Source organism: Streptomyces sp. NPDC100445 (assembly GCF_044759735.1).
GTDB lineage: Bacteria > Actinomycetota > Actinomycetes > Streptomycetales > Streptomycetaceae > Streptomyces.
In genome coordinates, this window is the sequence record NZ_JBIVZV010000003.1 from 1 (window position 1) to 23,191 (window position 23,191).

17 protein-coding genes are annotated in these 23,191 nt (G+C 73.0%); 10 read left to right on the top strand and 7 right to left on the bottom strand.

What is annotated here, in order from left to right; genetic code table 11:
• From ACIQVT_RS08985 to glgB, 4 genes are all read left to right on the top strand, one after another.
• A partial coding sequence (locus ACIQVT_RS08985) for a DUF3459 domain-containing protein (RefSeq protein WP_403749775.1) occupies positions 1-429 on the top strand: 429 nt, incomplete at its 5' end.
• On the top strand, positions 426-2,144 hold the full coding sequence (gene treS, locus ACIQVT_RS08990; protein WP_403749777.1) for a maltose alpha-D-glucosyltransferase: 1,719 nt from the start codon (positions 426-428) through the stop codon (positions 2,142-2,144). The genes ACIQVT_RS08985 and treS, both read left to right, overlap by 4 nt.
• A gap of 95 nt (positions 2,145-2,239) precedes the next feature.
• The gene (locus ACIQVT_RS08995; RefSeq protein WP_403749779.1) at positions 2,240-3,625 is read left to right on the top strand and encodes a phosphotransferase; all 1,386 of its coding nucleotides are present in this window, start codon (positions 2,240-2,242) and stop codon (positions 3,623-3,625) included.
• Between the two features lie 27 nt (positions 3,626-3,652).
• Positions 3,653-5,986, top strand: coding sequence for a 1,4-alpha-glucan branching enzyme (gene glgB, locus ACIQVT_RS09000; RefSeq protein ID WP_403749782.1), 2,334 nt, complete (start codon positions 3,653-3,655; stop codon positions 5,984-5,986).
• A 48-nt stretch (positions 5,987-6,034) separates the two neighbouring features.
• Here the strand turns inward: glgB and ACIQVT_RS09005 are convergent, their stop codons facing one another.
• The 5 genes from ACIQVT_RS09005 to ACIQVT_RS09025 all read right to left on the bottom strand — a co-directional run bounded on the left by ACIQVT_RS09005 (position 6,035) and on the right by ACIQVT_RS09025 (position 11,804).
• Positions 6,035-8,329: a HelD family protein gene (locus ACIQVT_RS09005; protein WP_403749785.1), complete on the bottom strand. Its 2,295-nt coding sequence runs from the start codon at positions 8,327-8,329 to the stop codon at positions 6,035-6,037.
• A 120-nt stretch (positions 8,330-8,449) separates the two neighbouring features.
• Entirely contained in the window at positions 8,450-8,764 is a 315-nt protein-coding gene (gene trxA, locus ACIQVT_RS09010) for a thioredoxin (RefSeq protein ID WP_403750907.1), read from the bottom strand.
• A gap of 14 nt (positions 8,765-8,778) precedes the next feature.
• Complete coding sequence (locus ACIQVT_RS09015; RefSeq protein WP_403749789.1) at positions 8,779-9,207, bottom strand: MerR family transcriptional regulator; 429 nt, start codon at positions 9,205-9,207, stop codon at positions 8,779-8,781.
• A gap of 29 nt (positions 9,208-9,236) precedes the next feature.
• Complete coding sequence (locus tag ACIQVT_RS09020) at positions 9,237-10,007, bottom strand: DUF2127 domain-containing protein (protein WP_403749794.1); 771 nt, start codon at positions 10,005-10,007, stop codon at positions 9,237-9,239.
• Positions 10,008-10,106: 99 nt separating this feature from the next.
• Positions 10,107-11,804: an MFS transporter gene (locus ACIQVT_RS09025; RefSeq protein ID WP_403749799.1), complete on the bottom strand. Its 1,698-nt coding sequence runs from the start codon at positions 11,802-11,804 to the stop codon at positions 10,107-10,109.
• A gap of 142 nt (positions 11,805-11,946) precedes the next feature.
• Here ACIQVT_RS09025 and ACIQVT_RS09030 point away from each other — a divergent pair, with 142 nt between their 5' ends.
• Positions 11,947-12,561: a TetR/AcrR family transcriptional regulator gene (locus tag ACIQVT_RS09030; RefSeq protein WP_403749802.1), complete on the top strand. Its 615-nt coding sequence runs from the start codon at positions 11,947-11,949 to the stop codon at positions 12,559-12,561.
• Positions 12,562-12,733: 172 nt separating this feature from the next.
• Here the strand turns inward: ACIQVT_RS09030 and ACIQVT_RS09035 are convergent, their stop codons facing one another.
• The gene (locus ACIQVT_RS09035) at positions 12,734-14,122 is read right to left on the bottom strand and encodes a cation:dicarboxylate symporter family transporter (RefSeq protein ID WP_403749806.1); all 1,389 of its coding nucleotides are present in this window, start codon (positions 14,120-14,122) and stop codon (positions 12,734-12,736) included.
• 178 nt (positions 14,123-14,300) lie between these two features.
• Here ACIQVT_RS09035 and ACIQVT_RS09040 point away from each other — a divergent pair, with 178 nt between their 5' ends.
• The 3 genes from ACIQVT_RS09040 (at position 14,301) to ACIQVT_RS09050 (ending at position 18,669) form a co-directional block, all read left to right on the top strand.
• A complete protein-coding gene (locus tag ACIQVT_RS09040) occupies positions 14,301-15,941 on the top strand; it encodes an ATP-binding protein (RefSeq protein ID WP_403749809.1) in 1,641 nt (546 codons plus the stop codon).
• Positions 15,938-16,630 (top strand): response regulator, encoded by a 693-nt coding sequence (locus tag ACIQVT_RS09045; RefSeq protein ID WP_403749812.1) that lies wholly within the window; start codon positions 15,938-15,940, stop codon positions 16,628-16,630. The genes ACIQVT_RS09040 and ACIQVT_RS09045 overlap by 4 nt, the downstream gene beginning before the upstream one ends.
• A 1,325-nt stretch (positions 16,631-17,955) precedes the next feature.
• On the top strand, positions 17,956-18,669 hold the full coding sequence (locus ACIQVT_RS09050; protein ID WP_403749816.1) for a helix-turn-helix domain-containing protein: 714 nt from the start codon (positions 17,956-17,958) through the stop codon (positions 18,667-18,669).
• On the opposite strand, the gene ACIQVT_RS09055 is transcribed toward ACIQVT_RS09050, so the two are convergent.
• A complete protein-coding gene (locus ACIQVT_RS09055) occupies positions 18,666-19,691 on the bottom strand; it encodes an ATP-dependent 6-phosphofructokinase (protein WP_403749819.1) in 1,026 nt (341 codons plus the stop codon). The genes ACIQVT_RS09050 and ACIQVT_RS09055 overlap by 4 nt on opposite strands.
• Before the next feature lie 201 nt (positions 19,692-19,892).
• Between ACIQVT_RS09055 and pta the strand changes: the two genes are divergently transcribed.
• Together pta and ACIQVT_RS09065 are read left to right on the top strand one after the other, a co-directional pair.
• Positions 19,893-21,983, top strand: coding sequence for a phosphate acetyltransferase (pta, locus tag ACIQVT_RS09060; RefSeq protein WP_403749822.1), 2,091 nt, complete (start codon positions 19,893-19,895; stop codon positions 21,981-21,983).
• Entirely contained in the window at positions 21,980-23,191 is a 1,212-nt protein-coding gene (locus tag ACIQVT_RS09065; RefSeq protein ID WP_403749824.1) for an acetate kinase, read from the top strand. The genes pta and ACIQVT_RS09065 overlap by 4 nt, the downstream gene beginning before the upstream one ends.

Here is a 23,191-nt window from a genome sequence, read left to right on the forward strand (position 1 = left end):
AAGTACCAGCTGCGCCCCCGCGACTGGGAGGCCGCCGCACGCGAGGGCCGCACCATCGCCCCCCTGATCACCCGCCTCAACGCCGTACGACGCCGGAGCCCGGCCCTGCGGCAACTGCGCGACCTGCACTTCCACCACGTCGACAAGGACGCGGTGATCGCCTACTCGAAGCGGAGCGGATCGAACACGGTTCTGGTGGTCGCCAACCTCGACCCCCACGACACCCAGGAGGCCACGGTCTCGTTGGACATGCCGCAACTCGGCCTGGACTGGCACGAGTCCGTGCCGGTGCGCGACGAGCTCACCGGCGAGACCTACTACTGGGGCAGGACCAACTACGTGCGCCTCGAACCGGGGCACCGGCCCGCGCACGTCTTCACCGTCCTGCGACCGTCCACCCCGCCGATCGGAGGGTCAGCCACCATATGAGCGTCAACGAGCCCGTTCAGGACACCTTCGAGGACACTCCCGCCAAGGACCGGGACCCCGAGTGGTTCAAACGCGCCGTCTTCTACGAGGTGCTGGTCCGCTCCTTCCAGGACAGCAACGGCGACGGCGTCGGCGACCTGAAGGGACTCACCGCGAAACTGGACTACCTCCAGTGGCTCGGCGTGGACTGCCTGTGGCTGCCGCCGTTCTTCAAGTCCCCGCTGCGGGACGGCGGCTACGACGTGTCCGACTACACCGCCGTGCTGCCCGAGTTCGGTGACCTCGCCGACTTCGTGGAGTTCGTGGACGCCGCGCACCAGCGCGGCATGCGCGTGATCATCGACTTCGTCATGAACCACACCAGCGACCAGCACCCGTGGTTCCAGGAGTCGAGGCGGGACCCGGACGGTCCGTACGGCGACTACTACGTCTGGGCCGACGACGACAAGCAGTACCAGGACGCCCGCGTCATCTTCGTCGACACCGAGGCCTCCAACTGGACGTACGACCCCGTACGCAAGCAGTACTACTGGCACCGCTTCTTCTCGCACCAGCCGGACCTCAACTACGAGAACCCGGCCGTGCAGGACGAGATGATCTCCGCGCTGAAGTTCTGGCTGGACCTCGGCATCGACGGGCTCCGGCTGGACGCCGTGCCGTACCTGTACCAGCAGGAGGGCACCAACTGCGAGAACCTCCCGGCCACCCACGCGTTCCTGCGTCGGGTGCGCCGCGAGATCGACGAGCAGTACGCCGACAAGGTGCTCCTCGCCGAGGCGAACCAGTGGCCCGAGGACGTCGTCGACTACTTCGGTGACTACGCGGCCGGCGGCGACGAGTGCCACATGGCGTTCCACTTCCCCGTCATGCCGCGCATCTTCATGGCCGTGCGCCGCGAGTCGCGCTACCCGGTCTCCGAGATCCTCGCCAAGACGCCCGCGATCCCCTCCGGCTGCCAGTGGGGCATCTTCCTGCGCAACCACGACGAGCTGACCCTGGAGATGGTCACCGACGAGGAACGCGACTACATGTGGGCCGAGTACGCCAAGGACCCGCGGATGCGCGCCAACATCGGCATCCGCCGGCGCCTCGCGCCCCTGCTCGACAACGACCGCAACCAGATCGAGCTGTTCACCGCCCTGCTGCTGTCCCTGCCCGGCTCGCCGATCCTCTACTACGGCGACGAGATCGGCATGGGCGACAACATCTGGCTCGGCGACCGCGACGCCGTCCGCACCCCCATGCAGTGGACCCCCGACCGCAACGCCGGCTTCTCCTCCTGCGACCCGGGGCGCCTCTTCCTGCCCGCGATCATGGACCCGGTCCACGGCTACCAGGTGACCAACGTCGAGGCCTCCATGGCCTCCCCGTCCAGCCTGCTGCACTGGACCCGCCGCATGATCGAGATCCGCAAGCAGAACCCCGCCTTCGGACTCGGCTCCTACACCGAACTGCCGTCCTCCAACCCGGCGGTGCTCGCCTTCCTGCGCGAGGCGCCCCTGTCGGAGGAGGAGGGCGACGACATCGTGCTGTGCGTGCACAACTTCTCCCGCTTCGCCCAGCCGACGGAGCTGGACCTGAGCCGGTACGAGGGGCGGCATCCCATCGAGCTGTTCGGCGGGGTCCGGTTCCCGGCGATCGGCGAACTGCCGTACCTGCTCACCCTCGCGGGCCACGGCTTCTACTGGTTCCGGCTGCGCCGGGACGCCGCGTAGTGCGGCCGGACCTGCCCGGGCGGGGCGTTTCCACCGCCCCGCCCGGGGCACGGAGTAGTAACACCCCGACGACCCGGGGAAAGGACGTGACGCCCATGGCGGAGACGGTCACCCTCTCTGGCACCACCAGTTCCCTCCTCACCTCGCTCGACCCCTTGTTGCGCACCTGGCTGCCGCGGCAGCGCTGGTTCGCGGGCAAGGGCCGCCCGGTCACGGGCTTCACCGCCGTCGCCGTCACCGAACTCCTGCCGCCCGACGGCCGGCTGGGCCTGTACCACCTGCTGCTGCGCGTCCACCAGCCGTCCGCGCCCGGCACGCCGCCGCACGCCGGGGACTGCTACCAGCTCCTCATAGGCGTGCGCGAGGCGCTGCCGCCCCGGCTGGCGCCCGCGCTGATCGGACACGTGGAGGAGGGCCCGCTCGCCGGTCGCACGGTGTACGAGGCCCTCTACGACGCGCGGCCCGCCGAGGTGCTGCTGGAGGCCCTGCGCACCCAGGCGCGCGTCGGCGGGCTGCGCTTCGAGCGGGATGCGCGGCAGGACATCCGGTCGGGCCTGGTGGCCCGGCTGATGACGGCCGAGCAGTCCAACTCGTCCGTGGTCTATGGAGATACGTTCATCCTCAAGCTGCTGCGGCGGGTCGTGCCCGGCGTCAACCCCGACCTGGAGATCCCGCTCGCCCTGGCCCGCGAGGACTGCCCCCGGGTGCCCGCGCCGACGGCGTGGCTGCACGCCGACGTGGACACCGACGCCTACGTCCTGGCCGTCCTCCAGCCGTTCGTGAACGGCGCCGCCGACGGCTGGGAGCTGGCGCTGCGCGAGCTGGCCAAGGGCGAGGACTTCACCGCCGAGGCGCGGGCGCTGGGGCGGGCCACCGCCGAGGTGCACACCGCGCTGGCCCGCGCCCTGCCGACGGTCACCCTCGGCCACACCCAGCTGGAGTCGCTGGTGGACGGCATGCGGGAGCGACTGTCGGCGGCCGTGCAGGCGGTGCCGGCGTTGCGCCCGTACGAGCGGGGGCTGTGCTCGGCCTACGAGGCGCTGGCCGACCTGGCGGCCGAGGGCCGTACCTGGACCGCCCAGCGCGTCCACGGCGACCTGCACCTCGGGCAGTGCCTGCGCTCGCCGGCCGGCGAGTGGTCGCTGATCGACTTCGAGGGCGAGCCGGCCCGGCCGCTGGCCGAACGGCGCATGCCGCAGCCGCCGGTGCGGGACGTCGCGGGCATGCTCCGCTCCTTCGACTACGCGTCCCACTCGGCGAGCGCGCCCGACCCGGAGTGGGCGCAGCGCTGCCGGGCCGCCTACTGCTCCGGATACGCGGAGGTCAGCGGCGCCGACCCGCGCACCGACCCGGTGCTGCTGCGGGCCTACGAGACCGACAAGGCGGTGTACGAGGTCGTCTACGAGGCCCGCAACCGGCCCGACTGGCTCCCCGTACCCCTGTCGGCGATCCGCCGCCTCGCCGCGTCCGACCCGACCTGACCCGATCCTCGCCCGGGAGACCCGCTCGTGACGTCCAAGAAGTCAGCCACGCCGAAGAACGCGAAGAACAAGTCCGGCAGGAACAGGCCGGTGCGGGCGCCGCAGGAGACCGGGGTGCCCGCGCAGGAGACGCGGGTGCCGCCGCAGGCTCCCGCGCCCGTCCTGGAGGCGGCCGTCTCCCCGGCCGTGGACGCCGGGGACCGCGAGCGGCTGCTGCACGGCACCCACCACGCCCCGCACTCCGTGCTGGGCGCGCACCGGGTGCCGGGCGGGGTCGCCTTCCGCGCGTTCCGCCCGTACGCGCGGGCGGTCACCGTGGCCGGTGACGGGGTCCGGGCCGAGCTGCACGACGACGGCGACGGCTTCTTCTCCGGCCTGCTGCCGCTCGCGGAGGTCCCCGCGTACCGGCTGCTGGTGACGTACGACGGCACCGAACAGGAGACCGAGGACGCCTACCGTTTCCTGCCCACGCTCGGCGACCTGGACCTGCACCTGATCGGCGAGGGCCGGCACGAGCAGCTGTGGCAGGCGCTCGGCGCGCACGTCACCACCCACCAGGGGGTCACCGGCACCCGGTTCGCGGTGTGGGCGCCCGACGCGCTGGGTGTGCGGGTCACCGGCGGCTTCAACTTCTGGGACGGCACCGGCTTCCCGATGCGCTCGCTGGGCGGCACCGGGGTCTGGGAGCTGTTCGTGCCCGGGATCGGCGAGGGCGAGCTGTACAAGTTCGAGATCACCCGCCCGGACGGCTCGCGCACCCTGCGCGCCGACCCGATGGCCCGCCGTACCGAGGCGCCGCCCGCCACCTCCTCGGTCGTGCACGCCTCGCACCACGAGTGGGGCGACGCCGAGTGGATGGCCCACCGGGCGGACGTCCCGGTCCACGAGGCCCCTCTCTCGGTCTACGAGGTGCACCTGCCGTCCTGGCGGCCGGGCCTGAGCTACCGGGAGCTGGCCGAACAGCTGCCGGCGTACCTGACCGAGACCGGGTTCACGCACGTGGAGCTGATGCCGGTCGCCGAGCACCCCTTCGGCGGCTCCTGGGGCTACCAGGTCACCGGCTTCTACGCGCCGACGGCCCGGCTGGGCACCCCGGACGACTTCAAGTACCTGGTGGACCGGCTGCACCAGGCCGGCATCGGCGTCATCATGGACTGGGTGCCGGCGCACTTCCCGCGCGACGAGTGGGCGCTGGCCGCCTTCGACGGACGCCCGCTGTACGAGCACCACGACCCGCGGCGGGCCGCCCATCCCGACTGGGGCACGCTGGAGTTCGACTTCGGCCGGCGCGAGGTCCGCAACTTCCTGGTGGCCAACGCGGTCTACTGGTGCGAGGAGTTCCACATCGACGGGCTGCGCGTGGACGCGGTCGCCTCGATGCTCTACCTGGACTACTCGCGCGAGCCGGGCCAGTGGGTGCCGAACGAGCACGGCGGCCGGGAGAACCTGGACGCGGTGGCCTTCCTCCAGGAGATGAACGCCACCGTGTACCGGCGCTGCCCGGGCGTGGTGACCATCGCCGAGGAGTCCACGGCCTGGGACGGCGTCACCCGCCCCACCCACCTCACCGGCCCCAGCGGGTTCGGCGGGCTCGGTTTCGGCCTGAAGTGGAACATGGGCTGGATGCACGACTCGCTGGCCTACATGAGCCACGACCCCGTGCACCGCAGGCACCACCACCACGAGATGACGTTCTCCATGGTGTACGCCTACAGCGAGAACTACGTCCTGCCCATCTCGCACGACGAGGTGGTGCACGGCAAGGGTTCCCTGGTGTCGAAGATGCCGGGCGACTGGTGGCAGCAGCGCGCCAACCACCGCGCCTACCTCGGCTTCATGTGGGCCCACCCGGGCAAGCAACTGCTGTTCATGGGGCAGGAGTTCGCGCAGGGCGCCGAGTGGTCGGAGGTGCGGGGCCCGGACTGGTGGCTGCTCGACCCGGCCTACGGCGCGGAGGCCGACCACCGGGGCGTACGGGACCTGGTGTCGGACCTGAACAAGGTGTACCGGGCCACCCCGGCGCTGTGGCAGCGGGACACCGACCCGGCGGGCTTCGCGTGGGTCACCGGTGACGCGGCCGACGACAACGTCTTCGCGTTCCTGCGCCACGACGCCGACGGCACCCCGCTCCTCGCCGTCTCCCACCTGGCCCCGGTGGTCCGCACCGACTACCGGATCGGCGTCCCGGAGGACGTGCCGGCCTGGGTGGAGGTGCTGAACACGGACGCGGCGCGCTACGGCGGCGGGGACGCCACCAACCCGGACGTCGTCAAGCCCGAGGCGCACCCCTGGCACGGCCGGCCGGCCAGCATCCGCCTGACGCTGCCGCCGCTGGCGACCGTCTGGCTGCGCCCCGCCTGACCGGGCGGGACACGGGCCCGGGGGCCGGCCGCCCCCGGGCCCGACGCGTTACTCCCCGTCGGCGAGGCCCGGCGGCAGCGAGCCCGTGTGGAGCACACCGAGCCGCTGGGTGGCCCGGGTCAGGGCCACGTACAGGTCGCTCGTGCCGTAGGCGGCCGGCTCGACCACCAGGACCGAGTCGAACTCCAGCCCCTTCGCCTGGCGCGGGTCGAGCAGGACGGTGCCGCGCGTCAGGTCGGGTTCCGCGCCGGCCGTGACCCCGTCCAGCCGGGCGGCCAGGGAGCGGTGCAGCGCGCGCGGCGCGATCACCGCGAGCCGGCCCTCGGCGGGGGCGAGTTCGGCGGCCGCCCGGGCGACCGCGCCGGGCAGGTCACCGGTGGCCCGCCGCACCCAGGGCCGTACCCCGGTCGACCGGACCGAGCTGGGCGGCTCGAATCCGGGTTCCCGGGCGCGGACCACGGCGGCGGCGAGGTCCATGATCTCGGCCGGGGTGCGGTAGTTGACGCCGAGGCGGGTGTGGTCCCAGCGGTCCTCGACGTAGGGGGCGAGAATGTCCGCCCAGGAGCCGACGCCGGCCGCCTCCGCGGTCTGGGCCGGGTCGCCGACCAGGGTCATCGAGCGGGTCGGGCTGCGCCGCATCAGCAGCCGCCAGGCCATCGGCGACAGCTCCTGCGCCTCGTCCACGATGATGTGCCCGAACGCCCAGGTGCGGTCGGCGGCGGCCCGCTCGGCGGCGCTGCGGTGGTCCGCCTCCTCCTGCCGCTCGGCGAACCGCTCGGCGTCGATGATGTCGTGCGCCGACAGCACCTCCGATGCCTCTGGGTCGCTGTCCTCCTTGTCCTCGAACTCGTAGGTCCGGGAGGCGTAGGAGACGTCCAGCACGCCCTGCGCGTAGGCGATCTGGGTCTCGCGCTCGCGGTCCGCGCGGGCCCGCGCCCACCGGTCGTCCTCGCCGAGGAGCTCGGCCGCCTCGTCCAGCAGCGGGACGTCGGCGACGGTCCAGGCGCGGGTCACCGGGCGGCGGACGGCGTCCGCGTCCTCCTGGGGGAGGTGGTCGTCCGGTGCCGCGAGGAAGTCGGCGAGCAGCCGCTGCGGGGTGATCCGGGGCCACAGCTGGTCGACGGCGGACCGGACGGCGGGGTTCTCGGCGAGTTCGTCGCGGATCTGGGTGATGTCGGAGGCGTCGAGCAGGCTGCTGCCGTCGTACGGGTCGGTGCCCACGCGTTCGGCGTACAGCTCGGTGAGGGTGTTGAGGATGTGGCCCTCGAAGTACTCGCGGGCCGCGTTGTGCGGCACCTTCGCGGCGCGGGTCCGTTCCCGGGCGACGCGGACCAGGCCGTCGTCGAGCATCAGCACCTCGCGGTCGTGCTCGATGGCGAGGACCGGGTCGGGCAGCGTCTGCCGGTCGCGTACGACGGCGGCGAGCACGTCGGCCATGCCGGCGCGGCCCTTCACGGCGGCCGCCGCGGGGGTGTCGGTGGCGGTGGCCCGGACGCCGGGGAACAGCTCGCCGACCGTGGCCAGCAGCACCCCGGTCTCGCCGAGGGAGGGCAGCACCTCGCCGATGTAGCCGAGGAAGGCCGGGTTGGGGCCGACGATGAGCACGGCCCGGCGGGCCAGCAGTTCCCGGTACTCGTAGAGCAGGTAGGCCGCCCGGTGCAGGGCGACCGCGGTCTTGCCGGTGCCTGGGCCGCCCTCCACGACCAGCACGCCGCGGTGGGGCGCGCGGATGATCTCGTCCTGTTCGGCCTGGATGGTCTGCACGATGTCGCTCATGCGGCCGGTGCGGGCCGAGTTCAGCGCGGCGAGCAGCACGGCGTCCCCGGTGGGGTCCTCGTGGCCGGTGCGGGTGGCGTCGCCGAGGTCCAGGATCTCGTCGTGCAGGGAGGTGACGGTCCGGCCGTCGGTGGCGATGTGCCGGCGGCGGCGCAGCCCCATCGGGGTGTGGCCGGTGGCCAGGTAGAAGGGGCGGGCGACGTCGGCGCGCCAGTCGACGAGGACGGGGGTGCGTTCGGCGTCGTCCTCGCGCAGGCCGATGCGGCCGATGTGGTGCCTGGTGCCGTCGGTCAGGTCGATCCGGCCGAAGCAGAGCGAGCCGTCCACGGCGTTGAGCGCGGCGAGGAGCCCGGAGCGTTCGGCGACCAGGATGTCCCGCTCCAGCCGGGCCTGCATGGGCTTGTCGCCCTGGGCGAGGGCGTCCGCCACGGAGGTCTCGGCCTCGCCGAGCAGCACGTCCACGCGTGCGTACAGTCCGTCGATGAATTCCTGTTCGTCCCGCAATTCATCGTCCGGAAATTCGCTGTTCGACAGATCCGCGTTTGACAATTCCGCTCCCGCCCGCATACACTGTGCCCACTGAACTTCTTCGCGACCATTCGAATAGAAGTCGCGAACCACTGAATATACGCAGAGAAATCCCCCGGGCGCAATTGCCCGGGGGATTTCTCGTGTCGCGGGGCGGTCCTACAGCGCGTCCGCCAGGTCCGCCAGCAGCTTGCGCTTGGGACGCGCCCCCACGATCGAGCGCACCGGCTCTCCGTCGCGGAACAGCAGGAGCGTGGGCGTGGCCATCACCCCGTAGGAGATCGTCGTCCCCGGATTGCGGTCCACGTCGATCTGGACCACCTTCAGCCGGTGGCCCTCCTCGGCCGCGATGTCCTTCAGCACCGGCGCGAGCTGCCGGCACGGGCCGCACCACTCGGCCGTGAACTGCACCAGCACCGGCAGGTCGGAGCCGATCACCTCCGCCTCGAAATCGGCGTCCGTCACTTCCGCCAGTCCGCTCACCAGACTCACCGTGTCAGCCCTCCCAGTTCGCACACGGGTTCCGGGCCCCCCGGAACCAGCGCCTCGGCGGCCAGCTCGTCCCTGGCCCGCTCGGCCCGCTCCAGCTGTCCGGCGACCGTCCCTCGCACGGCCGTCAACTGCCCGATGAGCGCGTCCAGCTCCGCCAGCTTGCGCCGGTAGACCATGAGCGAGGCCGGACAGGAGTCGCCGTCCGGGTGGCCGGCCCGCAGGCACTCCACGAACGGCCGCGTCTCCTCCAGGTCGAACCCGAAGTCCTGGAGGGTACGGATCTGCCGGAGCAGCCTGAGGTCGCCCTCGTCGTACGTGCGGTGTCCCTTGCCGTCGCGCCGGGCCGGCAGCAGCCCGCGCGCCTCGTAGTAGCGCAGGGTGCGTGTCGTGGTCCCGGCCCGCGTGGCCAGCTCGCCGATTCGCATGTCCCCGACGGTACGGGTTGACGTGGGCGTCAAGGCAAGACCGGGACCCCCGCCGACTCGGCCACCTCCATGAGGGAGGCGCTGTGCCGTTCCTCCTCGAAGCGGCGGCGCCCGCCGCGCAGCCCGAACAGCCGCTTGGTCACGGCGATGTAGAGGACCGCGAGGACGTTGAGGACGAGCGTGGCGATCTTGACCCAGCTGACGTGCTCGGTCAGCTCGTAGATCTCCAGCGGCAGGAAGGCGGCCGTCGCGACCACCGTCAGGTACTCCGCCCACCGCCTGGCGTACCACAGGCCGACCGCCTCGATCAGCTCGACCAGCGCGTAGGCCAGCAGCAGGGCGGCCACCAGCAGCAGCGTGGAGTGCCGGTAACCGAAGGCCTTCTGCACCGAGCCGATGACCGGTGAGTGGTCGAGGTCGTAGTGGAAGTGCCGGAACACCGGGCGGAAGACGTCCAGGTACTCGTCGAAGAGCCGGCGCACCGCGTCCCGGCTGTTGCTGAACTTCCAGACCGCGACCGCGACGAGCACGATGAACACCCCGCGCACGGCCCGCTCGACCGCCAGGAAGCGCAGGACGAACAGGTCCCGCAGCACCTTGCCGCGCGGCACCAGCGGCGCGTCGCCGGCCGGCCCCGAGCCGTGCGGCTCGCCGAGCGCGAAGTCGCCGCAGCGCAGGCAGCGCCACGCGTCCCCGAGCGCGGTCCGGACGTGCAGCCGTACCCGCAGCCGGGGATCGTCGGGCGCGTAGGTCACATGACCCTTGCGCGCGCAGGTCCGCCGGTCCCAGTCGATCGTCATCCTCGTTCCTCCATACGCGTACAGACGCCACGCGCGGACGTGCCGTTCCGCCGGATGGGGAACGACACGTCCGCGCGTCGGTGCGGGGCGGGACGCGGGTCAGCCGGCCCGGCTGTCCGCCGGCTCGCGCTCCCCGGTCTCCGTCTCAGGCTCCGGCTCCGTAGCCGGTTCCGGCGCGGTGGAGTCGCGCCGGGGCAGCAGGACGGCCACGAGAACCGTGCCGACGCCGAGGATGACCGCGCCGACCAGGCTGGTGCGGGCGACGGCGTCGGAGAAGGACGAGCCCACCGCGTCCGCCATCTGCCGGGCGCCGGCGGCCAGCTCGGCGGCCTGCTGCTTGAGCTGCGCGGCCTGCTGCGGGTCCTTGGCGGCCGCCGCCCGCTCGGCCAGGGCGTGCGCCTTGTCGCCGATGCCCTGCGCGACGGCGTACCCGGCGCCGACCGAGTCCCGCGCGGTGTCCAGGGCGCTCGCCGGGAGCTTGCTGCCGGCGGTGGCGTCGGAGAGGTGGTCGCCGTAGGAGGTGGCGAGCAGGGAGCCGAGCAGGGCGATGCCGAGCGAGCCGCCCAGCTCCAGCGAGGTGTCGTTGACGGCGCCGCCGACGCCCAGCTCGGACTCGGGGAACGCGCCCATGATGGCGTCGGTGCAGGGCGAGAGGGCGAGGCCGATGGCCAGGCCGAGGATGATCAGGGGGGCCACGAAGTCGCCGTAGCCGGAGCCCGCGTCCACCCGGGTCAGCAGGGCGAGGGCGGTGGTGCCACCGACCATGCCCGCGCTGACGGTCCACTTCATACCGACGCGCGGGGTGAGCCAGCCGGTCAGGGCGGAGCCGACGAAGACGGCACCGGCCAGCGGCAGCATGCGCACACCGGTCTGGAGGGCGTCGTAGCCGAGGACGAACTGGAGGTGCTGGGTCAGGTAGTAGAAGGCGCCGAAGACGGCCAGGAAGAACAGGGCGACGGCGAGGTTGGAGCCCGCGAAGCGGCGGCCGGCGAAGCGGCGCACGTCCAGGATCGGGCGCGGGTGGCGCAGCTCCCACAGGACGAAGGCGACCAGGCCGACGCCCGCGAGCACCGCCGCCCCGACGGCCTTGGCGTGCCAGCCGAAGTGCGGCCCCTCGATGATCATGTAGACGAGGGCGCCGGTCCACAGCACGGAGAGCAGTCCGCCGACGTAGTCGATCCGGTCGTGGTGGCCGGCCTTGGACGGCGGGACGAGGACCAGCGCGCCGATGACGGCGACGGCCGCGATGGGCACGTTGATCAGGAACGTCGAGGACCAGCCGTGGTCGCGCAGCAGGGCACCGGCGACCACGGGTCCGGCGGCGATGGCGAGTCCGGCGGTGGCGGTCCACAGCGTGATCGCCTTCGCCCGCTCGGCGCGCGGGAAGGTGGCGGCCAGCAGCGAGAGCGTGGCCGGCATGATCAGGGCCGCGCCGACGCCCATCACGGCCCGGGCCGCGATGACGGTGGTGGAGCTGTCGGCGAGGTAGCCGAAGACGGCGCCGCCGCCGAAGACGACCAGCCCGAGGACGAGCGCCCCGCGCCGGCTGTACTTGTCGCCGATCGCGCCGAGCAGCAGCATCAGCGCCGCGTACGGCACGGTGTAGCCGTCGATGACCCACTGGAGGTCGGCGCTGGACAGCCCGAGGTCCCGGGTCATGTCGGGCGCGGCGACCGTGAGCGCGGTGTTCGCCATCACGATGATCAGCAGGCTGAGGCAGAGCACGAGCAGTGCCCACCAGCGCCGGGCGTAGGGGCGCTCCGTCGTGTCGACCGGTTCGGTCATGACGAGTCGCATGGCAGGGGGTCTCCTTCCCGGAGCGGCGGCCGGCGCGGGCGTCCGGCACACCGCCTCGACTTGCACAGTGACGTGCAATTGCACAACTATGTGCAATGTACGTGGTTGCACAGCGCCGTGCAAGTCGAGCCGGGGAGGCACAATGACCGCCATGACCACGGGTAACACCAGCCGCGCCGACGCCAACCGGCGTCGCATCCTCGACGTCGCCCTCACCGAACTGCTGCGCGATCCCGACGCCTCCATGGACCAGATCGCGCGCGCCGCGGGGGTCGTACGGCGCACGGTGTACGGCCACTTCCCCAACCGGGAAGCCCTGATCAGCACCCTGGTGGACGGAGCGGTGGAGGCGCTCGCCGACGCCGACGCGCACGCCCGCGCCGGCGTGTCCGACCCGGCCGAGGCGGTGGCCCGCTCGGTGCTCGCCCTGTGGCCGGTGGCCGACCGCTACCGGCTCCTGATCGCCCTGGCCCAGCGCACGGTCACCGTGCAGGGCATCCGCGAACGCCTCGCACCCGTGCGCGACGACAAGATCCGGCTCCTCCAGCGCGGACTGGACGAGGGCGTCTTCGTCTCCCCGCTGCCCGCGCCCGCCCTCGCCTACGTGGTGGAGCAGATGCTGTTCGCGGTGACGGAGGCGGTCAACGACGGCCTGCTGGCAGCACAGGAGGCGGGCCGCGCGGCCACGGTCGCGGTGCTGACCGCGGCGGGCGTACCCGCCTCGCGGGCCACCGAGCTGGTGGCCGAGGTGTCGTAGCGGAGGGACGGAACGAAGGAAGCGGAAAGGAACGAAGGGGGACGGGGACGCGGGCGGGGCGAACGCGGGAGCCGGGCGGCCGAGGTACGGGGGAGACTCGGCCGCCCGGCGGCGGTGACCGGACGCCCGGCCCGGGTTCAGGCCGGGCCGGACGTCCGGAACTCGTGGCGCATCAGGCCGTGGCCAGCTCCTTCTCGCCGTCCCCGCGCGGCTCGGGCAGCTCGCCCGCCGCCGGGCGCCCCTCGTCCAGCAGGGTCGTCTCGTCGAACGGCAGCTCACCGGCGAGGACCCGGCGCACCCGCGCCTTGTCGATCTCCTTGGTCCACGTCCCCACCAGCACGGTCGCCACCGCGTTGCCCGCGAAGTTCGTCAGCGCGCGCGCCTCGCTCATGAACCGGTCGATGCCCACGATCAGCCCGACCCCGTCGACCAGCGCGGGCTTGTGCGACTGGAGCCCGCCGGCCAGCGTCGCCAGACCGGCCCCGCTGACACCCGCCGCGCCCTTCGACGCCAGCAGCAGGAACAGCAGCAGCGGGATCTGCTCGCCCACCGACATCGGCGTGCCCAGCGCGTCGGCGATGTACAGCGACGCCATGGTCATGTAGATCATCGTGCCGTCGAGGTTGAAGGAGTACCCGGTCGGCACGGTGATGCCGACGACCGGCCGGCTGACGCCCAGGTGCTCCATCTTCGCGATCAGCCGCGGCAGCGCCGACTCCGAGGAGGAGGTGGACAGGATCAGCAGGAACTCCCGCGCCAGGTACTTGAAGAGGGAGAAGACGTTCAGCCCCGCGACGATCCGGAGCACCGCGCCGAGCACCACGAAGACGAACAGGAAGCAGGTGACGTAGAAGCCCAGCATCAGCACGGCGAGGCTCTTGAGCGCGTCGACGCCCGCGGAGCCGACCACGGCCGCGATCGCCCCGAACGCGCCGACCGGCGCGGCCCACATCACCATCGACAGGATGCGGAAGACCAGCCGCTGGATGTGCTCGACACCCCGCAGCACCGGCTGCCCCGCCGACCCCATGGACTGGAGCGCGAACCCGGCGAGCAGGGCCACCAGCAGCGTCTGGAGGACCTGGCCCTCGGTGAACGCGGACACGAACGTGCCCGGGATGATCGACAGCACGAAGTCCACGGGCGGCAGCGCGTCGCTGGACACCTGGGCGTGCCCGGTCTGCCGCAGCGCCTCGGTCAGGTGCAGCCCCGCGCCCGGGTGCAGCACGTTGCCGACGACGAGACCGATGGCGAGCGCGACGAGCGACATCACCAGGAAGTAGCCGAGGGCGATGCCGCCGACGGCACCGACCTTGGCGGCCTTGCGCACGGAACCGATGCCGAGCACGATCGTGCAGAAGATGATCGGCGAGATCATCATCTTGATCAGGTTCACGAACCCGGTGCCCAGCGGCTTCAGCTGCACCGCCGCGTCGGGCCAGATCAGCCCGACGGCGATGCCGAGCGCGACCGCCGCGATCACGGCGATGTACAGGTAGTGGGTCCGGTCCCGCTGCGCGCGGGGTGCGGCAGGAGCCGTACCGGGGGTGCTGGCGGACACGACTGCCTCCTTGACGTCTTCGTCGGTGGACAACCGGCGTGCGGCTCACGTCCGGGCGTTGTCGGGGGGACGCCGTGACTATCCCCCGCCCCTGTGAGGGCGGTCACCCTTGTGTTCATTGAGTTCGCGCCCGGCCGCCCGTTCACGCCCCGCCCGGCCCGCGAGGCACACTGCTGGCATGCGCCTCCCCACCCTCCCGCGGCCCCGCAGCCTGGCGGGCCAGCTGTTCGCCATGCAGGCCGTCCTGGTCGCGGTGGTGCTGGCGGGGTACGCGCTGTTCACCTACGTCAGCGACCAGCGGCAGGCCGAGGACGCCGCCGCCCGGCAGGCGACGGCGGTGGCCCGCGCGACGGCCGACTCCCCCTCGGTCCGCGCGGCCGTCCGCACGGCCGACCCCAGCGGGCGGCTGGAGCCGTACGCCCTCCAGGTCACGCGGGACACCGGCGTGGACTTCGTGACGATCATGACCCCGTCCGGCATCCGCTGGACCCACCCCGACCGGCGGCAGATCGGCAGGCGCTTCCTCGGCACCATCGAACCCGCCCGGCACGGCCGCACCTTCACCGAGACCTACACCGGCACGCTCGGCCCGTCCGTCCGCGCGGTCACCCCCGTCACCGACCACGGCCGGGTCACCGGGCTGGTCAGCGCCGGCATCACCGTGCAGAGGATCAGCGCCCGCGTCCGGGACCAGCTGGCCGCCCTGCTCGGCGTCGCCGGCGGTGTCCTGCTGCTGGGCGCGGTCGGCACGTACGTGATCAACGCACGGCTCCGCCGCCACACCCACGGCATGAACGCCACCGAGCTGAGCCGCGTGCACGACTACCACCAGGCCGCGCTGCACGCGGTCCGCGAGGGCCTGCTGATGCTGGACGCCCGGTACCGGGTGGCCCTGATCAACGACGGCGGCCGGGAACTGCTGGGCGTGGGCGGCGACGGGGACGGCGACGGCGACCTGATCGGGCGCTCGGTCGCCGGACTCGGGCTGCCCGCCCCGCTGACCGGCGCCCTGCTGTCCTCCGAACCCCGCGTCGACGAGGTGCACCTCACGGCGGACCGGGTCCTGGTGGTGAACACGTCCCCGGTGTCCGGCGGTGAGCGCCGCGGCACGGTCGTCACCCTGCGGGACGTCACCGAACTCCAGTCACTGATGGGCGAACTGGACTCCGAGCGCGGCTTCACCCAGGCCCTGCGCTCGCAGGCGCACGAGGCCGCCAACCGCCTGCACACCGTCGTCTCCCTCATCGAGCTGGGCCGGGCCGAGGAGGCGGTGGAGTTCGCGACGGCCGAACTGGAACTGGCCCAGGCCCTCACCGACCAGGTGGTCGCGGCGGTGAGCGAACCCGTCCTCGCCGCGCTGCTGCTGGGCAAGACCGCCCAGGCGAACGAGCGGGGCGTCGAACTCGTCGTGTCCCCCGACAGCCGGCTGGACGACGGGCTCCTCCCGGCGGAGCTGTCCGCGAGGGACCTGGTCACCATCCTCGGCAACCTGATCGACAACGCGGTGGACGCCGCCCAGGGGACGGCGCGGGCGCGGGTGACGGTGACGGCGTACGCTTCGGCCGCCGAGGTCGTGCTGCGCGTGGCGGACACCGGTCCCGGGGTCGACCCCGCCCACGCCGACCTGCTGTTCCGGCGCGGGTTCTCCACCAAGCCGGCCGGGCCCGGCGGGCGGGGGCTCGGGCTGGCCCTGGTCCGGCAGGCGGTCGGCCGCCACCACGGCACGCTGACGGCGACCGGGTCCGACGAGGAGGGTGAGGGCGGAGCGGTGTTCGAAGTGCGGTTGCCGGTGCGCACGGCCCCGGGCGGTGACCGGTGACCGGCGGGCGGGAACCCATCCGCGTCCTCGTCGTCGAGGACGACCCGGTCGCCGCCGACGCGCATGTGCTGTACGTCGGCCGGGTGCCCGGGTTCGTCGCGGTCGGGAAGGCGCACACGGGCGCGGAGGCGCGGCGCGTCCTGGACCGCACGCCCGTGGACCTGCTGCTGCTCGACCTCCACCTCCCGGACGTGCACGGACTCCAGTTCGCCCGGTCCCTGCGGGCCGCCGGGCACCACGCGGACGTCATAGCGGTGACGTCCGCCCGGGACCTCGCGGTGGTCCGGGAAGGGGTCTCGCTGGGCGTCGTCCAGTACGTCCTGAAGCCGTTCACGTTCGCGACGCTCCGGGACCGGCTCGTCCGGTACGCCGAGTTCCGCGCGGCGGTGGGCGAGGCGAGCGGGCAGGACGAGGTGGACCGGGCGCTCGCCAGTCTGCGGGCACCGTCGCCGGCCGCGCTGCCGAAGGGGCTGAGCGGGCCCACGCTGGAACGGGTGACGGGTGCGCTCCGGGGTGCGCCGCAGGGGCTCACGGCGGCGGGGGTCGCCGAGTCCGTGGGCATCTCGCGCATCACCGCGCGCCGGTACCTGGAGCACCTGGTGGAAACGGGCCGCGCCGGCCGAAGCCCGCTGTACGGCCAGGTGGGCCGCCCGGAACTGGTCTACCGCTGGAAATCCCCGCCCCCCTGACCGTCCACCCGAGGGGCGGAGCGCCGCGGCGGGCCGGCCGATCCAGCGAACGGCCGCGGGCCGAGGGCACGGCGGGGCACCGGGGGCCGGACGTCGGAGTCGGATGGCGAGGCGCCCGACGAGCGCGGACGGAGGCCGCCGGGCGGGGACGACAACGGCCGCGACCCGAACAGGCATGGGCGGCCCGCAGGCAGGCGCCGGCGACCGTGAAGTGGCGGCCCGAGCGAACGGGGCCCCGACCGACCGGGGCGGCGAGCCGCAGCGAGGGGCGAGCCGATCGGTGGGAGGTGGGCCGGGGCTGTCAGGCGGGGACCACCACGATCGCGGGCCTCACGCCCGGCGCCCACAGGCTCGGCGGCCGGCAGGCAGGGACCGGCGACCGTGAGGTGGCGGCCCGACCGAACGCGCCCCGACCGAACGGGGCGGCGAGCCGCAGCCGGAGGGCGAGCGCATCAGGGAGCCGGGGGTCGGGGGCCGGGGTCGGGAGTCGGGGGCCGGGAGTCGGCCGCGACGGGCCGGGGACCAGAGGCCGGGAGTCGGCCGCGACGGGCCGGGGACCAGAGGCCGGGAGTCGGCCGCGAGGGGCCGGGGACCGCCAAGCCGGGAGTCGGCCGCGACGGGCCGGGGACCGGAGGCCGGGAGTCGGCCGCGACGGGCCGGGGACCGGAGGCCGGGAGTCGGCCGCGAGGGGACGGGGACCGGAGGCCGGGAGTCGGCCGCGAGGGGACGGGGACCGGAGGCCGGGAGTCGGCCGCCGGGGCCTTGGACTGTGGTCCGCCGAGCGGCCGGGCCGGGCCTCGCGGCCCGGGCTCAGCGGCCGAGCTGTCGACCGAGACTGCACTAGCACCGCAGGGCGAGACGGCACCGGCCCCGCAGGGCGAGGTATCCCCCCGGCTCCGCCGACCGAGGCGCCCAGCCCGGTCGGTCGGGGTGGCGAGCCGCAGCTGCCGGGGGCGAGCGCATCAGGGGGCCGGGGTGGAGGGGTGGGCGCGGGGCGCCGGGGGCCTTGGACTGTGGTCCGCCGAGCGGCCGGGCCGGGCCTCGCGGCCCAGCTCAGCGGCCCGGCGTCGACCGAGGCACCCCGGCGCCGTTATGGCGCGCGAAGGCACCGGCCCCGCCGGGCGGAGGCGCCCCCACCCCCCGGCCCCGCCGGGCCAGGCACCCCCGCCCCCAGCCCAGCCGCCCCAGGCGCGCCCGGCCCGGTCGGTCGGCGGGGCACCGCGTGTCCGGGTCTACGGAGTGATCAGGCCGTACGTTCCTACGACCCGTGGTCTCGGTGGAACCGACCGTAGTCAGGTGGGCGGTGCGGGCCTACGGTGTGCCGGGTGCGCCAACCCTCAGCCCAGCCGAACCCCCCTGCTCCCCCGTTCGACGCCCTCGCCGCCCGCAGGCTCCGTGCCGCGCTGGGCATGGGGCCCGAGCACGTCGCCCACGGGATGCGGGTCTCGTACGGGCTGCCGTACGTCACCCCCGACCTCGTGATCACCTGGGAACGCGGCACCGCCCGCCCCGGCAATGCCGAACTCACGGCGCTGGCAGGCGTGTTGTGGTGTTCCCCGGGTGAACTGATCGGCCGGCCGCGGACGCTGCGCGAGCACCGCGTCGCCCGTGGCGTGGCCCCCGAGGACGTCGCCCGCGCCGTCGGCATGGACCTGCGCGCGTACCTGCGCGCGGAGGAGAGCGGACAGTGGCGGGGCGACGAACGCCGGTCGGCCGCGCTGGCGCGGGTCCTCGGGCTGGCCCTGCCCGACCTCGTCGCCGTCACCGGCCGCGAGATCCGGCTCGCGGAACTGCTGCACAGCGCGGTGACCACCCGATGGCAGGCCTACGTGGGGCCGGTGCTGCGGATCGCCCCGCTCGACCGGGACGTCCTGGAGTCGGTGCTGCGCGGGCTGCACCAGGACTACCAGGGGCACATGGCCGCCACGCTCAGCTGGGGCGGTGGCGGCACGGGTGCCAGCGACTCCGGCCGGGACTTCCTCGACCGGATCGTGGAGCACTTCTGGGACCGGGCCGCCGCGGCGGCCGGCGGGGTCTAGAAGACCGACTCCGCCTCGTCCATGCGGTCCTTGGGGACCGTCTTCAGCTCGGTGACCGCCTCCGCGAGCGGCACCATGACGACGTCGGTGCCGCGCAGCGCGGTCATCCGCCCGAAGTCACCGCGGTGCGCGGCCTCGACGGCGTGCCAGCCGAACCGGGTGGCGAGGACGCGGTCGTACGCGGTGGGCACACCGCCACGCTGGACGTGGCCGAGGATGACCGGCTTGGCCTCCTTGCCCAGGCGCCGTTCCAGCTCGTAGGCGAGGGCGGTGCCGATGCCCTGGAAGCGTTCGTGGCCGTACTGGTCGATGGCGCCCTTGCCGTAGTCCATGGTGCCCTCGGCGGGGTGCGCGCCCTCGGCCACGCAGATGACGGCGAACTTCTTGCCGCGGGCGAACCGCTCCTCGACCATCTTGACCAGGTCGGCCGGGTCGAAGGGCCGCTCGGGCAGGCAGATGCCGTGGGCGCCGGCGGCCATGCCGGACTCCAGAGCGATCCAGCCGGCGTGCCGGCCCATGACCTCGACGACCATCACCCGCTGGTGGGACTCGGCGGTGGTCTTGAGCCGGTCCATCGCCTCGGTGGCGACGCCGACGGCGGTGTCGAAGCCGAAGGTGCGGTCCGTTGAGGAGATGTCGTTGTCGATGGTCTTGGGCACGCCGACGACCGGGAGGCCGGCGTCGGAGAGCATGCGGGCCGCCGTCAGGGTGCCCTCGCCGCCGATCGGGATCAGCGCGTCGATGCCGAACTCCTCGACCATGTCGGTGGCCCGCTCGCAGGCCTCCCGCAGCCGGTCGCGCTCCAGGCGGGAGGAGCCGAGGATGGTGCCGCCGCGGACCAGGATGCCGCTGACCGCGTCCAGGTCGAGGGCCCGGTAGTGGCGGTCGAGCAGACCCCGGTAACCGTCCTCGAAACCGATGACCTCGTCGCCGTACTGCGCCACCGCCCGGTGCACGACCGACCGGATCACGGCGTTCAGGCCGGGGCAGTCGCCACCTGCGGTGAGAACTCCGATGCGCATCGTGCTGTGTCTCCTGCTCGCTGTCGGTACCGGTGAGCCGATCCCGATTCTTTCACGTCCGTTGGGCAGGAGATGTCTTGACGGGCGCCTTATCCGGCAGCGGAGGTATTGTCAAGAGGGTTCTGCTCACCTCGGTGAGCGATTTTTATGCCGCCGACGCGACAGCCACGGCACACACGACAGAGGGAACGGAGTGGACACGTGACGCGCAGCGTGTACGTGACCGGGATCGACCGGGGTGACGGCCGTCAGGTCGTGGAACTGGGGGTCATGGAGCTGCTGACCCGGCAGGTCGACCGGGTGGGCGTGTTCCGTCCGCTCGTCCACGACGGCCCCGACCGGCTCTTCGAGCTGCTGCGGGCGCGCTACCGCCTCGCCCAGGACCCGGCCACCGTCTACGGCATGGACTACCACCAGGCGTCCTCGCTCCTGGCCGAACAGGGCACCGACGAGTTGGTCTCCGCCCTCGTCGACCGCTTCCACCTGGTGGCCCGGGACTACGACGTCGTCCTGGTCCTCGGCACCGACTACGCCGACACCCAGCTGCCGGACGAGCTGTCACTGAACGCCCGGCTGGCCAACGAGTTCGGCGCGTCGGTGATCCCGGTGGTGGGCGGTCGCCGGCAGCCGGCCGAGTCGGTGCTGGCCGAGACCCGCAACGCCTTCCGCGCCTACGACGGCCTCGGCTGCGACGTCCTCGCGATGGTCGCGAACCGGGTGGCCCGGGAGGACCGCGACGAGATCGCCGAGCGCCTCGCCGACCGGCTGCCCGTCCCCACGTACGTGCTCCCCGACGAGCCGGCGCTGTCCGCGCCGACGGTCGCGCAGATCGCCCAGTTCCTGGGTGCCAGGGTGCTGCTCGGCGACGACTCCGGACTCGCCCGGGACGCCCTGGGCTTCGTCTTCGGCGGTGCGATGCTGCCGAACTTCCTCACCGCCCTCACCCCGGGCTGTCTGGTCGTCACCCCCGGGGACCGCGCCGATCTGGTCGTCGGCTCGCTGGCCGCGCACAGCGCCGGCACCCCGCCGATAGCCGGTGTGCTGCTCACCCTGAACGAGGTGCCGAGCGACGAGATCCTCACCCTGGCCGCCCGCCTCGCCCCGGGCACCCCGGTGATCTCGGTCGCCGGCAACAGCTTCCCCACCGCCGAGCAGCTGTTCTCCCTGGAGGGCAAGCTGAACGCGGCCACCCCGCGCAAGGCGGAGACCGCGCTCGGCCTGTTCGAGCGCTACGCCGACACCGCCGACCTGGCCCGCCGGGTCTCGGCACCCAGCAGCGACCGGGTCACCCCGATGATGTTCGAGCACAAGCTCCTGGAGCAGGCCCGCTCCGACAAGCGGCGGGTCGTCCTGCCCGAGGGCACCGAGGAGCGGGTGCTGCACGCGGCCGAGGTGCTGCTGCGCCGGGGCGTGTGCGACCTGACCCTGCTCGGCCCGGTGGAGCAGATCCGCAAGAAGGCCGCCGACCTCGGCATCGACCTCGGCGACTGCCGGCTGATCGACCCGGCCACCTCCGAGCTGCGCGACGCCTTCGCCGAGAAGTACGCGGCGCTGCGCGCCCACAAGGGCGTCACGGTCGAGCTGGCCCACGACGTCGTCTCCGACGTCAACTACTTCGGCACTCTCATGGTGCAGGAGGGCCTGGCCGACGGCATGGTGTCCGGTTCGGTGCACTCCACGGCGGCCACCATCCGGCCGGCCTTCGAGATCATCAAGACCCGGCCGGAGGCGGCCATCGTCTCGTCGGTGTTCTTCATGTGCCTGGCCGACAAGGTGCTGGTCTACGGCGACTGCGCGGTCAACCCGGACCCGGACGCCGAGCAGCTCGCGGACATCGCCGTCCAGTCGGCCGCCACCGCCGCCCAGTTCGGCGTCGAGCCGCGGATCGCGATGCTGTCGTACTCCACCGGCACCTCCGGTTCGGGCGCCGACGTCGACAAGGTGCGCGCGGCCACCGAGCTGGTCCGCGACCGGCGGCCCGACCTGAAGACCGAGGGGCCGATCCAGTACGACGCGGCCGTGGAACCGTCCGTCGCCGCCACCAAGCTGCCCGGCTCCGAGGTCGCCGGGCAGGCCAGCGTGCTGATCTTCCCCGACCTCAACACCGGCAACAACACCTACAAGGCCGTGCAGCGCTCGGCCGGCGCGATCGCCGTCGGCCCGGTCCTCCAGGGCCTGCGCAAGCCGGTGAACGACCTGTCCCGGGGCGCCCTCGTCCAGGACATCGTCACGACCGTCGCCATCACGGCCATCCAGGCCCAGAACCTCAGCGAGAAGGCACCCGAGCAGTGAGCACCCCCACCCGCGTCCTCGTCCTGAACTCCGGCTCCTCCTCTCTGAAGTACCAGCTGCTGGACATGCGCGACAGCGGCCGGCTCGCGGCCGGCCTGGTCGAACGCATCGGCGAGCAGACCTCCCGGCTGCGGCACACCTGCCTCGCCACCGGCGACACCCGCGAGCACAGCGGCCCCATCGCCGACCACGACGCCGCGCTCAAGGCCGTCGCCGGGGAGCTGAGCCGGGACGGCCTCGGCCTGGACTCCCCCGAGCTGGCCGCGATCGGGCACCGGGTCGTGCACGGCGGGCTGTTCTTCACCGAGCCCACCGTCATCGACGACGAGGTGGTCACCGAGATCGAACGGCTGATCCCGGTCGCCCCGCTGCACAACCCGGCCAACCTCACCGGCATCCGCACCGCGCGGGCCCTGCGTCCCGACCTGCCCCAGGTCGCCGTGTTCGACACCGCCTTCCACACGACGATGCCGGAGTCCGCCGCGCGCTACGCCATCGACCCGAGGATCGCCGACCGGCACCGCATCCGCCGCTACGGCTTCCACGGCACCTCGCACGCCTACGTCTCCCGGGAGACGGCGCGGCTGCTGGGCAAGGACCCTTCCGAGGTCAACGTGATCGTGCTGCACCTGGGCAACGGCGCCTCGGCGTCGGCGGTCGAGAAGGGCCGCTGCGTGGACACCTCCATGGGACTGACCCCCTTGGAGGGGCTGGTGATGGGTACGCGTTCCGGTGATCTGGACCCGGCCGTCATCTTCCATTTGGCGCGTGTCGGCGGAATGTCCATGGAGGAGATCGACACTCTCCTCAACAAGAGGAGCGGTCTGTTCGGTCTCTGCGGGGACAACGACATGCGGGAGATCCGGCGCCGGATCGACGAGGGCGACGAAGAGGCCGCTCTCGCCTTCGACATTTACATTCACCGGCTCAGGAAGTACATCGGCGCTTATTACGCGGTCCTCGGCACGGTGGACGCGGTGGCGTTCACCGCCGGGGTCGGCGAGAACGCGGCACCGGTGCGCGAGGCGGCGGTGGCGGGCCTGGAGAGCCTGGGTCTGGCGGTCGACCCGGAGCGCAACGCCGTCCGCGGCGACGGGCCGCGGCTGATCTCACCGGAGTCCGCCCGGGTGGCGGTGGCCGTGGTGCCGACGGACGAGGAACTGGAGATCGCGACGCAGACCTACGCACTGGTCGGAAAGCACAACTGA

What these genes read in the sequence shown, in the direction of transcription:
- treS (WP_403749777.1), top strand. Translation starts at nt 426, where the DNA reads ATGAGCGTCAACGAGCCCGTTCAGGACACCTTCGAGGACACTCCCGCC.
- ACIQVT_RS08995 (WP_403749779.1), top strand. Translation starts at nt 2,240, where the DNA reads ATGGCGGAGACGGTCACCCTCTCTGGCACCACCAGTTCCCTCCTCACC.
- ACIQVT_RS09005 (WP_403749785.1), bottom strand. Translation starts at nt 8,329, where the DNA reads ATGCGGGCGGGAGCGGAATTGTCAAACGCGGATCTGTCGAACAGCGAA.
- ACIQVT_RS09015 (WP_403749789.1), bottom strand. Translation starts at nt 9,207, where the DNA reads ATGCGAATCGGCGAGCTGGCCACGCGGGCCGGGACCACGACACGCACC.
- ACIQVT_RS09020 (WP_403749794.1), bottom strand. Translation starts at nt 10,007, where the DNA reads ATGACGATCGACTGGGACCGGCGGACCTGCGCGCGCAAGGGTCATGTG.
- ACIQVT_RS09025 (WP_403749799.1), bottom strand. Translation starts at nt 11,804, where the DNA reads ATGCGACTCGTCATGACCGAACCGGTCGACACGACGGAGCGCCCCTAC.
- ACIQVT_RS09030 (WP_403749802.1), top strand. Translation starts at nt 11,947, where the DNA reads ATGACCGCCATGACCACGGGTAACACCAGCCGCGCCGACGCCAACCGG.
- ACIQVT_RS09040 (WP_403749809.1), top strand. Translation starts at nt 14,301, where the DNA reads ATGCGCCTCCCCACCCTCCCGCGGCCCCGCAGCCTGGCGGGCCAGCTG.
- ACIQVT_RS09055 (WP_403749819.1), bottom strand. Translation starts at nt 19,691, where the DNA reads ATGCGCATCGGAGTTCTCACCGCAGGTGGCGACTGCCCCGGCCTGAAC.